The organism is Streptomyces sp. CAU 1734, assembly GCF_039888735.1.
In the GTDB taxonomy this organism is placed as follows: Bacteria; Actinomycetota; Actinomycetes; order Streptomycetales; family Streptomycetaceae; genus Streptomyces.
In genome coordinates this window covers 81,952-95,283 of record NZ_JBDQQP010000017.1, presented here as the reverse complement: position 1 = coordinate 95,283, position 13,332 = coordinate 81,952, and the positions used below count along the sequence as shown (strand labels likewise).

Genomic DNA, 13,332 nt, shown 5'->3' with positions numbered 1-13,332 from the left:
CACGGCCCGGCCGGGATCGGGGCGGGCCGGGACAAAGCGTCACGGGCCTTCATGTATGGGGCATGAACCTCGGCGCAACGCCGGATGTTCAATGATCAACAAGGGTCGCCCGGCCGCGGGGAGCGGTCCGGCGCCGCTCGCCGGAAGTCCCGTGCCGCCCTCGCCGGCCTTTCCCTCCCGGGGTCCGATTCCGGCCGTCGGACGGCAAAGGTGACGGTCCGTCAATTCGGCTGATCCGCAGACCTTCTGCCGGGGCCCGGCACCGGGCCCTACCGGAATGACCATAAGGTGATCCCATGTCTCAGACGCTGAGTTCCGTCAGATCCCGCGCCGCACTCCGTACATCGGCGCGGGTCTGCGGCGAGCTGCTCGTGGTCCTGGTGATGGCCGCGGTGACCGTATGGATACTTGGCCGGATGTGGTCGGTCATATGGCCGCTCATCATCGGCCTCCTGCTCACCACACTGGCCTGGCCCCCGACCCGTTTCCTGCGCCGTCACGGCTGGGCCCCCGCCCTGGCCGCCTCCACCGTGACCGTGCTGTTCCTTCTCTCCGCCGTGGGAGTCGTGGCGATGATCGCGGTTCCGGTGGCCTCGCAGTCCGGGGAACTCACCACCGGAGTGGTCGAGGGAATCCACCAGGTACGCGAATGGGCCGCCGGGCCGCCGCTGAACATCGGCGATGACCAGATCACCGACGGAGTCGACGCCGCGGTCAGCCGCGTGCAGGGCAGTGTCGACTCCATCCTCACCACCGTCTTCACCGGCCTGAGCACGGTGGTGAACGGCGTGGTCACCGCTGTACTGGCGGTCTTCCTGATGTTCTTCTTCCTCAAGGACGGACCCCGCTTCCTGCCCTGGCTCAGCCACCAGCTTCCCGGCCGGCTCGCCGCGGACGTCCCGGCGCTCGCCGCGCGGAGCTGGGACACGCTGGGCACCTTCGTCCGCTCCCAGGCACTCGTCGGTCTGCTCGACGCCGTCCTCATCGGCATCGGACTGTGGGTGCTGGGGGTACCCCTGGTCCTGCCCCTGGTGGTCCTGACCTTCGTCTCGGCATTCGTACCGATCATCGGCGCCCTGTTCGCCGGCCTGGTCGCGGTGCTCATCGCGCTGGTGTCGAACGGTCCGATGGACGCGCTGATCGTCCTCGCGATCATCGTCACGGTGCAGCAGCTGGAGGGGAATGTCTTCCAGCCCATGATCCAGAGCCGTGGTCTCGGCCTGCACGCGGGCATGGTCCTGCTGGCGGTGACGCTCGGCGGCAGCCTGGCCGGCATCGTCGGCAGCCTGATCGCCGTACCCATCGCCGCGCTGCTCGCGGTGGTCTGGAACTATCTGCGGGAGCAGCTCAGCGATCCGCCGCTGGAGACCGGCTCCCACGAGCCGGGAGCCGCCGCCGCTCCGCTCCGCTGAGGGGGCGGCAGCCGCGACGCGGCCGGGTGGCCGGGCGGCGGCACCGGGTGCCCGTCGCGGCTCCCCCCGGGTGGCCGGCTCCGGCGATGACGACCGGCCGTGTTTCCGCGCGGCCGTCCCCGCTCGGCGGCGGCCGTGCCCGGGCGGACCACCTCTGGGACGCGGTCAACCCGGGACGGAGGGGCAACCCGCCGCCCGGCCCGATCCGGCCGGGCCGGTGACAGCCGCCACACCCCGCCGGCCGCTCCGGTCGAGGTCCGCGCCGGCGCGCCGGTCCGACCCGCCTCGGCGGGGCCGGCGCGACCCGCCCGACGCCGGGGGCGGTATGCGCGCCCGCGCCAATGCGGGTGGCTGACCGGCACACGAGCGGCCGGTGCCCGGTTGCCCCCGTCGCCGTGGTGGCCGCTGCCCTTCGCCTCCCGGCGGAAGAGGGGCTGGAGGCCGTGACCACGCGTCCCGTCGCGGACCGGCTCGGCGTTCGGATGCACACCGTCCCGTGGCACATCACGACCAGGAGGCCGCCGCTCGAACCGGCGGCGGACGCCATCGCCGGGACGATCGCACAGGACGATCTGCCCGCCGGGGCGGGGGAGCGGGCCGACGGGACTTCGCCACCGTCGCCCGGACGCGCGCCAGTTGGCCGTGCGCCATCCGGACCGACCTCTTGTCTTCGGCGGCCCGCCTTGAGAAAATTCTTTCTGCTGCTTTCAGCAAGAATTTGCAGCATCGCGTCATGACGTACATCCGCCCCCGGCCCGATGTGCTCCGACGTCGGGCACTTTCCCGCAAGGAAAGGACAAGCTCATGCCGTTGTTGAGGAAGACCGGGCAGCGCCTGGCCGTGACAGGTGCCGTGGGAGTCCTGGCCGCGGCGGCGGGCCTGGTGACGACCGCCGCCCCGGCGGCCGCCGCGCCGGCCCGCGCCCTGGCCGGCGTCTTCATCTACGCCAACCCCAACTACTCGATCCCGGTGTACCCGAGCGGTGCGCCCGTGCAGGTCGCGAACCTCGGCGGCCCGGCGCGGGACAGCACCTCCTCGATAGGCAACAGCACGGACCTCCGGATGTGTTTCTACGAGCACGGGAACTACGGCGGGCTCGAGTTCAGGATCGGCCCCGGCGAATGGTGGGCCACGCTGCCCGGGTGGATCAACGACAGGATCTCGTCCTACCGCCCCTGCTGACCGAGGGCGACCGCACGGCATCACCGCACTCCGTGCCCGCCCGGCCGGGCGGGCACGGGGCCGATCTCCCCGCGCTGACCGGACCGCTCATTTCGGTGCCGGAACAAAGAGGGGCGGACAGCGCGCCGACAGAAGGGCAGCCATGCGTTCCAGCGTCAGAGGCAGGATCCCCGTTCGTTCACACGCCGGGCGCCGGAAGGCGCTCCTCGGCGCCGTCGTCGCTCTCGCCGCCTCGGCCGGTGTTCTCGTGAACGCGGCCCCCGCCGAGGCCGCCGGCTGTATGGAGAACGGGCGCAGCCTGTGTCTCCGCAAGCACGACAACTACGGCGGCTACTCACTCCCCTTCAGCATGCCCAACGTGAACCCGAACCTCGGCCAGTACCAGGACCAGGTCTCCTCCATCGTCAACGACTCGCACTACTCCATCTGTTTCCATGAGCACCCCGGCTACGGCGGGCTGGAGTTCAGGATCGGCCCCTGGGAGTGGTGGCCCACCCTTCCCGGGTGGATCAACGACAAGATCAGTTCCTTCCGCCCGTGCTGAGGACAGGGAACCGGCTCGTGTGACGCCGGCCCCGTGACCCGGGGCCGGCGTCGCCCGCCGATCGGCGGGGTTGCCCGGACCGTGTCCGCGAGGGGACGAAGAGCCGGGAGGAACGCTCGGACGATCCGCCGGACCACAGGGACGGCGGCGGGCACGGCTCGCCGGGGGAGCGGGGGGAGCGGGCGCATGCGGGGCCGGGGCCCGCACCCGGGCCGGAGCGCCGCCGGTGATCACCGATCCGCCGCCCCTCCCGCTCCCGGGGCGGCACACTGGAAGGGCAGGGACCATGACCGTGGACACCACCCCCGGCACCGCCGATGGCCTCACACCGGTCGAGGCGGCGAACTCGCTGATCCCGCTTCTCGCCGCCGAGGCGGCCCGCGCCGATGAGCGGCGTACTCTCACCCGTACCACCCTGACCGCCCTGCGCCGGGCCGGCCTTCTCCGCCTCGGGACCCCCGTGGCGCACGGCGGCCGGGCAGCGGGCGCGCGCACGGTGGTCGACGTGTGCAAGGAGCTGGCCCGGGGCTGCGCGTCCGCCTCCTGGACCGTGGGCATCGCCTACGGCGGCGCTCTCTTCGCCTCCCAGCTCCCCCGCTCCGAGCGCACGGCGCTGTGGCGGGACGACCCGGACGCCGTCGTCTGCGGCGCGGCCAACCCCTCCGGAACGGCGCGGCGCACGGACGGGGGCTGGACCCTGAGCGGCCGTTGGCGCTGGATCTCCGGCATCCACCACGCCCCCTGGACCCTGCTCGGATTCGTCCGGCCCGGCACCGGGGGCGAACCGGAGCGCTGCATGGCCGTGGTCCCCACGTCCGCCCTGACCGTCGAGGATGTCTGGCACATGGCGGGCATGCGCGGCACCGGCAGCGACACGGCCGTCGCGGACGGTGTGTATGTGCCGGATTCCCGCACGATCTCCCTCACCGCCATGGCGGATGGCGTCTACCGGCGACGCCACCCCGGTGAACCCCGGATCACGTTCCATCTCTCCATCAACCTGCCCCTGGTGGCCACGGCCGTGGGGATCGCCGCGGCGACCCTGGAGCGGGTGCTGGACACGGCGGCCCGGGGTGGACAGACCGTCTCTCCGCTGCACCGCCTGGTCGCCGAGAACCCCGCCCATCAGCTCAATGTGGCGGATGCCGCGACGCTGATCGACACCGCGCTGCTCCATCTGCGCCGCGCCGCCGACGAGGTGGACACCCACGCGCGAGCGGGTCGCACCCCCGCGCTCCCCGAGCGGGCCCGGCTGCGGATGGACGCCGCCCACTCCACACGCTGCGCCCGCGACGCCATGAGCATGCTGCTGGACACCGCCGGCGCGGGCAGCTTCGCCGACGGATCGGTGCTCCAACGTGCCTGGCGCGACATCGAGACGGCGTCCCGGCATGCCGCGCTCAGCGTTCAGACCAGCAAGGAGATCTACGGCCGCGCCCTGCTCGGTGCCCCGCTCCCGCCCAACCCGGCCATCTGAGGAGGCGGATGATGACAGGGGCCGGCCCCCGGGTGGCACTGGTCACCGGCGCGGGACGCGGCATCGGTGCCGCGATTGCCACCCGGCTGCACGAGTCGGGCCACCGGGTGGCCCTGCTGGACCGCGACGGCGGCGCGGTGACCGCGCTCTCCGGCACTCTCGACCCCGCCGGCGCGGGCACCGCGCTGCCACTCAGGGCGGATGTGGACGACACGGACGCCGTCCACGCCGCGCTGTGTGCGACCGCCGCCATCTGGCACGCACCCGACATTCTGATCAACAACGCCGCCCGCACCACCCCGGGCTCGGTGTGGGACATCGAACCGGCCGAGTGGGATGCCGTGCTGACGACCAATCTGCGCAGTGTCCTGACGCTGACCCGGATCTGCGCTCCCGCGATGCGCGACCGGGGCTGGGGCCGGGTGGTCAACCTCTCCTCACTCGCCGGCCAGCAGGGCGGGACCCTCGCCGGTGCGCACTACTCCGCCGCCAAGGCCGGAGTCCTCGTGCTGACCAAGGTGTTCGCCCGTGAACTGGCGTCGCACGGCGTGACCGTGAACGCGGTCGCCCCGTCCGCCGTCGACACCCCCGCGGTGGCCGGGCTCGGCCCATCGGCGGTGTCGGAGGCGGCTCGGCACATTCCGGTGGGCAGAATGGGCAGGCCGGCGGAGGTGGCCGGCCTCGTGTCCTATCTGGTGAGTGAGGAAGGCGGATACGTCACGGGCGCCACCTTCGACATCAACGGCGGCACCCATATGCGCTGATACGCCTCCCCGGCACCCGGCCCCGTCTGCCCGGCCCTGTCCCCGCCGCCGGTACTCGCCCGCACACCGCCGCCCGCCTTCCCTCGCGCACTTCGCTCCCCGCGGCACCCCGCACATCCATGTGGACGAGCGAGCGGCCCGGCGCCGGGAAACGGCCGCCTCCGTGTCAGCGGGGCGCCGGTGCCGCGTGGGCGAGGGCGAGCAGAACACAGACGTCGGCGAGGGCCGGGACGTCGTAGAGGAGAGGGCGCGGCCCCGCCTGATCGGGTCTGCTGTGGTAACCGCCGTGCGGACGCTGCCGCTCGACGAGGTAGGACAGCGCGCGGTGCAGTGCGGTGACGCGCAGCGGGTCGGCGGCGAGAGCGATCACGGCATAGGCGGTACTGATGGGATCGCTGGGATCCCCGGCACGGTGGCCCCAGCCTCCGTCCGGGCACTGCGTCGCGAGGAGCCGGCCGGTGACATGCCGCCGGTGAGCTGCGGCGGCCGTGCGCAGGAGGCGCGGTGCGTGCTCGGTGACGCTGTCACAGGCGAGTGCGGTGCGGAAGAGCGCATTGGTGGCGTTCCTGCTCCAGCTGCGCTCCACGGGCGCGCCGGGCCCCGACCGTTCCAGAACGCAGGACACCGCGCCCTCGGCCGCCCACCGGTGGGCGGGGTTGGCGGCCAGCGCGCCCGCCGCCGCGGCGGTTATGGCGGTCTCGGATGGACCACCCCGGGCGAATGTGGGAAACCCGCCGTCGGGGTTGCGCTGCCGGAGCAGAAACGCCTCCGCGGCGACGATGGCCGCCGCATGTCGCCGCCGTGCGGCGGCACGCAGGAACTCAACGGTGTACGAGGTGTCGTCGACATCGCTCTGGTCGACACCGGTCGTGTATCCCAGGCCGCCGTCGGGATGCTGCTCCGCCGCGAGAGCGTCGGCCATGCGGGTGACGAGGTCGCGATCGGGACTCGTACGGGCAAGGGCGGACCCGGCGATGGCGGTCGCGAAGACATCGAGACCGGTGACGAACGGCAGCCCGCCGTCCGGCCGCAGTTCGCCGGCGACGCGGATCAGGGTCTTCCGGACGGCCGGGCGATGGGCCGGGTGGTGGCGCAGCGCGAGCAGCCCCAGCAGGCGCGCGAGGTGGTTGCCCTCCCATACGGCGCCGGGCCGGACGGCGGGGGCCAGGAACGCCCAGTCGTCGGCCGTGACGGCGCTCGGTGTTCCGGTGCCGTGGGCCGCGAGTACCTTGACGGCCCGCATCTCCAGCCGCAGCCAGCTCTGGTGATGGCCGGTGTCGGCACGGTCGGGTACGGGGTGCGGGAAGTCACCGGCGCCGAGTTCCGCCAGCAGCGTCCGGAACATCAGCTGCTTGCGGCCGGCGCTGAAGTGCTCGAAGGAGGACAGCGCCGCGTCCACACCGCTCCCGGTCACTCCGGACTCGCCCAGGGCGACGCGGGCGAATGTGGTCTGCAGGACGTCCGGCGGGTCCCCGGTGATCCGGGCGGTGAGGTGGCGGCGCAGTCGCCCCGAGGCTTCCGGGGCGACGGATTCGGCGGTCAGCAGGTGCAGCAGCAGGGCTGATTCCAGTACGCGGCTCTCGCACGGTGCGGCCACCAGGCCGGTGGAGCGGACCAGACCCGACACCCGGCGGGACAGGAGATCACGGCAGTGCCGCAGGCCCGGGGGGACGACGGAACTGTTGCCGGACATGGACGAAGAGGTGACGGGCATCGGTTTCCCCGGAAGGTGTGAGGTGGATCGGACGGGCGGATCCGCGGGCCCCGGCCGGCGGCGTCATCCGCCGGAGGTGGCGGCCATCAGGCGAACAGCCGGCGCAGTGACTCCAGACCCGCGGGGATGAACGGCTGCGGAGGATCGGTCAGAACCTCGGCGAGCGGCAGCAGAAGGTGCTGGGCGATCTCGTCCGGCGCCGCCCGTACGGGACCGTCGAGCAGCGCGAGATGGACCCGGAGATGGCAGGGCCCAAGGGGGGAATCGCGGCGGGACCGCAGGACTTCGCGTACCGGCACGCGCAGGCCGGTCTCCTCGGCGAGCTCGCGCTCGGCAGCCCGCCGGTAGCTCTCGCCCGCTCTGACACCGCCGCCGACCAGCACATCGTGGCAGCCCGGATGGACGGTGGCGCGGGCCGGCCTGCGGTAGACGAGAACACGGCCCGTGCCGTCCAGCACGATGGTGGCCGCGATCCGGTAGTGGAGGCCGGCCGCCCCGGCGCCGCCCCGGGGGCCGCGGCACACGAAGCGGTCCTCGGCGTCGACGTAGTCGATGGTCTCCACAGCCGCCCGGGAAGAGGCGGGGCCGGCACGAGTCATGGTGTCCTCTCTCCGCCACCGGACAGACATGGGGAACGGAAAGTGTTGGAGTGGATACGCTGGGCTACCGTTGAGGGGTTGGGGATCGGCGGGCCGGCCGGACTCCACCGAATCCGCTCGAAGGGGAGGGGTCCGTTGACCGTGTCCGAGCCCGCCGAAAACGCTCAAATGGCTCCGGATCCGCACCGTGAGGCGTCGTCCGTGCCGAATCCGCCCGAGCTTTCCCCCGCCCGGGTACGGCGATGGCGTGCATCCGGCGCCCCGCTGATCGATCTTCTGACCCAGGCGCACGCTCTGGGAGGGGTCAGCGCGTTCCGTAGGGGACCGCAGGCATCCGTGCTGGTCACGGCCCCGGACGCCGTGCGGCATGTGTTCGCCCGGCACCCGGATCGCTACGTCAAGCGCTCCCACCGCGCCCGCGTCCTCATCGGCGACGGTGTGGTCTCCGCGACCGGTGAGCGCTGGCGCGTCCAACGCCGCGTTCTCCAGTCCCAGTTCACCGGCCGGGGCATCCGCCGATACGAGGAGCGCATCCTGGACGCGGCCCTGCGAACGGCCCGTCGCTGGGAGCGCGCCGCTTCGGCGGCCGAACCCCGCGACATCGCGGCGGACATGCGGTTCTTCGCCCTTGACACCATCTGGCGCACCCTTACCGGCCATGTGCTCGACCAGGAGACCTGCCGTGAACTCCTGATCACCCAGGAGGTCTTCGCCTCCCTCCCGGCATCGCCGGCGGACGCGATCGATGCGCGGCCGGAGCTTTCGGCCGGCATCGCGAGAATCGATGCCGTGGCCGAGCGGGCCGTCGACGCCGCGCGCACCGGTCCGGCGGGCCCCGCCGGACCGGGCCTGCTGCATGCCCTGCTGGACGCGGCCGCGGAACATCCCGAGTACACCCCGAAGCTGATCCGGGACGAACTGGTCACCTTGCTCGTCGCCGGCCACGAGACCACGGCGACGACCCTGACCTGGCTCTTCGTTCTGCTCGCCCGCCATCCCGAACAGCACGCCCGGGCGCTCGCGGCAGGGCCGCCCGGATCCCCGGCCCTCACGGCGGCCATCCGGGCGCTCATCAGCGAAACGCTGAGGCTCTACCCGGCCGCCGCCTGGCTGCTGCCCCGCCACGCCGTCGAGGACGACATCCTGAACGGCTACCGAGTCGAAGCGGGCAGCGATGTCCTCGGCTGTCCCTACCTCACCCACCGCGACCCGGCGCTGTGGCCCGCTCCCGAGAGCTTCCGCCCGCAGCGCTTCCTCACCCCGGAGGGTCCCGCCTCCCGGCCCGGCGCGTACTACCCCTTCGGCCTCGGTCCCCGGGCCTGCCTCGGCACCCAGTTCACCCTGCGCGAGGTCACCGTCCTCCTCGAACTGCTGCTCCCCGCCTGGACGCCACAGTTCACGGAGATCCCCGCGGGGGCGGTCTTCGGTGTCAGTGTCAGTCCGGACGGACCGATGACCGCCGTCATCCGCCCCCGCAGGTGAGGGCCGTGCCGCTCCCGTGACGCCCCGCCCGCACGGGCACGGGGCGCCGACGAGGAGACGGGCGCGTGCCGGGCCGGTCCCGCCACCGGCACCGGCGGCGGTGATCCCGGGAGGTTTCACCGGGGCGGTTCCGCTCGTCGCGTGTCCCGGGCCCCGGGCGTTCCGGCCGCGGCCCGTCGTCCAGCCGAACGAACACATCAGCCTGCCGTCCCGTCCGCCGGGGTTCTCGAAGGGGGTTCCGGCCGGCCCGGAGCCCCCGGCCCTCACCTGATCGGCCGTCCGGCCGGCCACGGCTCCGCCGCGCGGTGTGGCGTTCCGCCACCGGCATCGGCCCTGGGCGCGGCTCGTCCGGAGGCCCCGCCGGCCGGCGCTCACTCCGCCCGGCGCCGGGCGGCGTCGCGCGGAACCGTCCATGATTCATGGGTGTTGACCTGCGCGACGGTGCCCCGCGACAGCTTCTTGTACCGGCGGCTGATCCGCTCGGCCCGATCGCCGGGCAGCGGCCCGCCGAGCTCGGCCGCGCGTGCGAGGACCTCCTCCGGCCCCAGGGCACGGTTGGCGAGCACGACCGCGTTGACGGCCGGCCTGCGTATCCGGTCGTAGCGGAGCAGCGCTGCCACCGGGTCGTTCTCCCGGGCGAGGCACCAGGCCAGTACCCGGCCGTCGACGACGGACTGCGATCCGCCGTTCATGCCCATGGGATACATCGGGTGCGCGGCGTCACCGAGCAGGGTGACGCGTCCGAAGCTCCAGCGCGGCAAGGGGTTCCGGTCGAGCATCGGGTACTCGGCGATCGACGGGGAGTGCTCGACGAGTGTCGCCGGGTCGATCCAGGGCAGGCCCCACGAAGCGAACCCGAAGACGGCTTCCGCCGGTGTCACGCGGCGGCCGGCGCCGTGCGAAGGGGGGCCGTGCCGTACCTCCAGTACCCAGTTCATCATCGCGTCTCCCCCGGCGGCCACGGGATCCTCGATCGGATAGGCGACGAACTTGTCGCCGGGGGCATGGCCCGCCACCACGATCGAACGGCCGTCCAGGATGTGCGGGTGGTGTGCGACTCCGCGCCACATGCGGACACCGTTGGCGTTGGGCGGACCCTCGTCCGGCCAGAGCTGGGCGCGGACCGCGGAGTCGATGCCGTCGGCGCCGATCAGGACGTCCGCCTCCTCGGCCGTCACCGTGCCGCTCGTCCGGTCCGCGAAGTGCACGCGGACGCCGTCCGCCGTCTCCTCGAAGCGCCGGAACCGCAGTCCGGTGCGTACCGAGTCCGGGCCCAGGCGGTTGTGCACCGCTGCCAGCAGCAGCAGTTGAAGGCGCCCGCGATGCACGGAGTGCTGCGGCCATCGGTAGCCGGCGGCGAGCCCGAGCGGTTCCTCCCACACGGGTTCGCCCGCCCGGTCGCGGTAGCTCAACCGGTGAGGGGCGAGCGATATGGCGTCGAGCTGATCGGCCAGGCCGAGTTCGGCGAGTTCACGGACGGCGTGCGGCAGGAGATTGATTCCCACACCGACGGCCTCCACCGCTCGCGACGCTTCGTACACCCGGGGTTCGAAGCCCGTGGCGTGCAGCGCCAGGGCGCAGCTCAGCCCGGCGATGCCCCCGCCCACCACGATCACTCTCATCGGTCCGCCTCCACCACTTGCTCTCTCCATCGCTCGCGAGGGTTCTGCCGGTCCGGGTTGCCGGGCCCGTGCGAGCCGGGGCACGGAGCCGGGCCGGGCGGGGACATCGGCACGGGTCCGTACAGCCGGTCCGCCTCGGCGCGGGACGCCGGGAGTCCGGCTCACGGGCTGCCGGGCGGACGCCTGAGGGCGGGATGCCGAAAGGAGCGGACCGGCTTGTTCCGGCCATGGCTTCGGCACGCCGCGGCATGGCCCCCGAAGACCCGGCGACTTGAGGACAAGTCTTCCGGCGGGGCGGTGGCCAGTCCAATACATGACACTGCTGGTACCGATCACGCGCCCTGATACGAGGGGGCGTGTTCCCGGGACGGGCCCGGTCCGTCATCGGTCGTACGCCGACGGCCGCATGCGAGCCCGACGCCGTCCGCCCCCGCGGTGCGCGTCACTCCGCGTCCGTGTGGCGGACAACCCGGGGCCGCGCCGCAGGGGGAGACCGGCTTCGATTCCCGCCGGTGTCCGCCGGGGCCCGGCTGTGCGGGGACGGCCGGTACCGGGTGGGCGTTCCGTGTCCCGGACGGCGGGCTCGGGTGGGATGCGCGCGGTCCCGGCGGGGAGGAGCCGGCGGGCGTCGCGGCCGGCGGTCCGGGTGCCGCCCGCTCCGGATCCGCGCCGCGTCCGACCCCGGTCGTCGTGGACCGCCCCGGAGCCGTGCGGACCGTGCCCGGACGCGGTCGATCTCTCCCAGGGATGACGCGGATCCGTTCCCGGCGGACGGCCGCCGCGTCTTCGGCCCCTGCCCGCACGGAAGGTGATGGTCAGTCAGCGACCGGTGCCGCCTCCGCCCGGTCCCGGGGGATCATCAGAGCCGTCAGCAACGCCGCGGCCAGTGTCAGCCCACCGGTGACCAGGAAGGCGTGACCGTACCCCGTCGAGAGCGCCTCCAGGGTGCCCGTGCCGGATTCCTCCGCGCTGCGGGTGGTGGAGACCGCGATGGTGGAGAGCACCGCGAGGCCGATGCTGCCGCCGCACTGGCGGCTGGCGTTCAGCAGGCCGCTGGCCAGGCCGGCCTCCCGCGGGGCAACCCCCGACGTGCCCATGTACGTGTTGGTGACCATGCTCAGTCCGATGCCGACACTCGCCACCAGTGAGGGCCCGAGGAATCCGCCGGTGAAGGTGGACGACGGGTCCAGCGCGCTGAACCAGGCCATGCCGGCGGAGGCCAGCAGCAGGCCGCCGATGATCAGGATCCGGCGGTCCACCGTCTTGACCAGGCGCATGCCGGCGATGCTGCCGGCCATCGCGCCGAAGCAGAACGGCAGGAACGCGGCACCGGCCTCCAGCGGGCTGTAACCGAGCACATTCTGGAGGTGGAGGGAGGCCAGGAAGAAGCCGGTGACGGTCGCGGCGCCGACCAGCAGGGCGTTCACATTGGACACCGACACGGTGCGGCTGCCGAAGATGCCCAGCCGGACGATCGGGGCCGCGCAGCGGCTCTCCCACCGGACGAAGGCGATGCCGAGCAGCGCGGCCAGAGCGAGCACCGACAGGGTTCGGGGCGAGTCCCAGGGATGCCGTTCGGTGTCGAGCACTCCGTAGACCAGGGCCGTCATCGCGGCGGTTCCGAGGATCGCGCCGGGCAGGTCGAGCCGGGGCCGTTCGCCGCTGTTCCGGTCGCGTACGGAGGCCAGGGCGATCGGCAGGGTGACGGCGACCAGCGGCACATTGATGAAGAGGACCCAGCGCCAGCCGAGCAGATCGGTGAGCAGCCCGCCGGCCAGCACGCCCAGGGCGCTGCCCGACGCGGCGACCGCGGCCCAGGTGCCGACCGCTTTGGAGCGGGCCGGGCCCTCGGCGAAGGTGACCATGATCACGGTGAGGCCGATCGGGGCGAGCACCGCGCCGGCCAGACCCTGGCCCGCGCGTGCGGCGATCAGCTGGGCCGGGGTCTGGGCGAAGCCGCCGAGCAGGGACGCGACCGCGAACAGCAGCAGCCCGGCGGCCATGACCCGGCGGTGTCCGAAGAGATCGGCCAGCCGTCCGCCGAGCAACAGGAGTCCGCCGAAGACCAGTGTGTAGGCGTTCACCACCCAGGAGAGCATGCCGGGGGAGAAGCCGAGATCGCGGCTGATCTCCGGCAGGGCCACATTCACCACGCTGATGTCCAGCACCACGATCAGCTGGGAGAGGCAGACCGCCGTGAGAACCAGTGCGGTGCGGGCGGCCGGTTCGCCGTGCTTCGGCCCCGATTCCGGAAGGGGGTCCGGTGTGGTGTCCCCGTCCGGCGGGAGCGCGGCCGAACCGGCGGAATCACCCATGGTTACCTCCTGCGTACATGAATCACACTGGGCAGGTAAGGTATGCCTAACATCCGTACGGTGCAAGGTCGTTCCGCTGTCCGGGCCCCAACGGCCGCTGTGCGCGAGTTGATTGGCGCATCGATGCATGGTTAGGCTTGCCTTGGTAGCGACTTGTCATGGGCCGCTGGGGAGTACGGGGGAACGGGTGGCGAAAGGGCTGTGCCGCGCTGCCGCCACGA

At 72.8% G+C, this 13,332-nt stretch carries 10 protein-coding genes; 6 read left to right on the top strand and 4 right to left on the bottom strand.

Going from position 1 to position 13,332, the window contains the following annotated elements; all coding sequences use genetic code 11:
- The first annotated feature begins 296 nt into the window (after positions 1-296).
- The 5 genes from AAFN69_RS28460 (at position 297) to AAFN69_RS28440 (ending at position 5,379) form a co-directional block, all read left to right on the top strand.
- Positions 297-1,412, top strand: coding sequence for an AI-2E family transporter (locus AAFN69_RS28460; RefSeq protein ID WP_347731716.1), 1,116 nt, complete (start codon positions 297-299; stop codon positions 1,410-1,412).
- 804 nt (positions 1,413-2,216) lie between these two features.
- The gene (locus AAFN69_RS28455; RefSeq protein WP_347731715.1) at positions 2,217-2,594 is read left to right on the top strand and encodes a hypothetical protein; all 378 of its coding nucleotides are present in this window, start codon (positions 2,217-2,219) and stop codon (positions 2,592-2,594) included.
- A gap of 142 nt (positions 2,595-2,736) precedes the next feature.
- Complete coding sequence (locus tag AAFN69_RS28450) at positions 2,737-3,138, top strand: peptidase inhibitor family I36 protein (RefSeq protein ID WP_347731714.1); 402 nt, start codon at positions 2,737-2,739, stop codon at positions 3,136-3,138.
- Positions 3,139-3,424: 286 nt separating this feature from the next.
- Positions 3,425-4,615, top strand: coding sequence for an acyl-CoA dehydrogenase family protein (locus AAFN69_RS28445; RefSeq protein ID WP_347731713.1), 1,191 nt, complete (start codon positions 3,425-3,427; stop codon positions 4,613-4,615).
- Positions 4,616-4,626: 11 nt separating this feature from the next.
- A complete protein-coding gene (locus AAFN69_RS28440) occupies positions 4,627-5,379 on the top strand; it encodes an SDR family NAD(P)-dependent oxidoreductase (RefSeq protein WP_347731712.1) in 753 nt (250 codons plus the stop codon).
- A 166-nt stretch (positions 5,380-5,545) separates the two neighbouring features.
- On the opposite strand, the gene AAFN69_RS28435 is transcribed toward AAFN69_RS28440, so the two are convergent.
- The gene (locus AAFN69_RS28435; RefSeq protein WP_347731711.1) at positions 5,546-7,072 is read right to left on the bottom strand and encodes a prenyltransferase/squalene oxidase repeat-containing protein; all 1,527 of its coding nucleotides are present in this window, start codon (positions 7,070-7,072) and stop codon (positions 5,546-5,548) included.
- Between the two features lie 107 nt (positions 7,073-7,179).
- Positions 7,180-7,692: an NUDIX hydrolase gene (locus tag AAFN69_RS28430; RefSeq protein ID WP_347731710.1), complete on the bottom strand. Its 513-nt coding sequence runs from the start codon at positions 7,690-7,692 to the stop codon at positions 7,180-7,182.
- Positions 7,693-7,860: 168 nt separating this feature from the next.
- Here AAFN69_RS28430 and AAFN69_RS28425 point away from each other — a divergent pair, with 168 nt between their 5' ends.
- Complete coding sequence (locus tag AAFN69_RS28425; protein ID WP_347731709.1) at positions 7,861-9,174, top strand: cytochrome P450; 1,314 nt, start codon at positions 7,861-7,863, stop codon at positions 9,172-9,174.
- Between the two features lie 371 nt (positions 9,175-9,545).
- Here AAFN69_RS28425 and AAFN69_RS28420 read toward each other — a convergent pair whose 3' ends face one another.
- Positions 9,546-10,796: an FAD-dependent monooxygenase gene (locus AAFN69_RS28420; protein ID WP_347731708.1), complete on the bottom strand. Its 1,251-nt coding sequence runs from the start codon at positions 10,794-10,796 to the stop codon at positions 9,546-9,548.
- Between the two features lie 815 nt (positions 10,797-11,611).
- A complete protein-coding gene (locus AAFN69_RS28415; RefSeq protein ID WP_347731707.1) occupies positions 11,612-13,111 on the bottom strand; it encodes an MFS transporter in 1,500 nt (499 codons plus the stop codon).
- Positions 13,112-13,332: the final 221 nt, after the last annotated feature.

Bases quoted from the DNA above. Each gene is read 5' to 3' on its own strand.
- AAFN69_RS28460 (WP_347731716.1), top strand. From the start codon at position 297: ATGTCTCAGACGCTGAGTTCCGTCAGATCCCGCGCCGCACTCCGTACA.
- AAFN69_RS28455 (WP_347731715.1), top strand. From the start codon at position 2,217: ATGCCGTTGTTGAGGAAGACCGGGCAGCGCCTGGCCGTGACAGGTGCC.
- AAFN69_RS28450 (WP_347731714.1), top strand. From the start codon at position 2,737: ATGCGTTCCAGCGTCAGAGGCAGGATCCCCGTTCGTTCACACGCCGGG.
- AAFN69_RS28445 (WP_347731713.1), top strand. From the start codon at position 3,425: ATGACCGTGGACACCACCCCCGGCACCGCCGATGGCCTCACACCGGTC.
- AAFN69_RS28440 (WP_347731712.1), top strand. From the start codon at position 4,627: ATGACAGGGGCCGGCCCCCGGGTGGCACTGGTCACCGGCGCGGGACGC.
- AAFN69_RS28435 (WP_347731711.1), bottom strand. From the start codon at position 7,072: ATGTCCGGCAACAGTTCCGTCGTCCCCCCGGGCCTGCGGCACTGCCGT.
- AAFN69_RS28430 (WP_347731710.1), bottom strand. From the start codon at position 7,692: ATGACTCGTGCCGGCCCCGCCTCTTCCCGGGCGGCTGTGGAGACCATC.
- AAFN69_RS28425 (WP_347731709.1), top strand. From the start codon at position 7,861: ATGGCTCCGGATCCGCACCGTGAGGCGTCGTCCGTGCCGAATCCGCCC.
- AAFN69_RS28420 (WP_347731708.1), bottom strand. From the start codon at position 10,796: ATGAGAGTGATCGTGGTGGGCGGGGGCATCGCCGGGCTGAGCTGCGCC.
- AAFN69_RS28415 (WP_347731707.1), bottom strand. From the start codon at position 13,111: ATGGGTGATTCCGCCGGTTCGGCCGCGCTCCCGCCGGACGGGGACACC.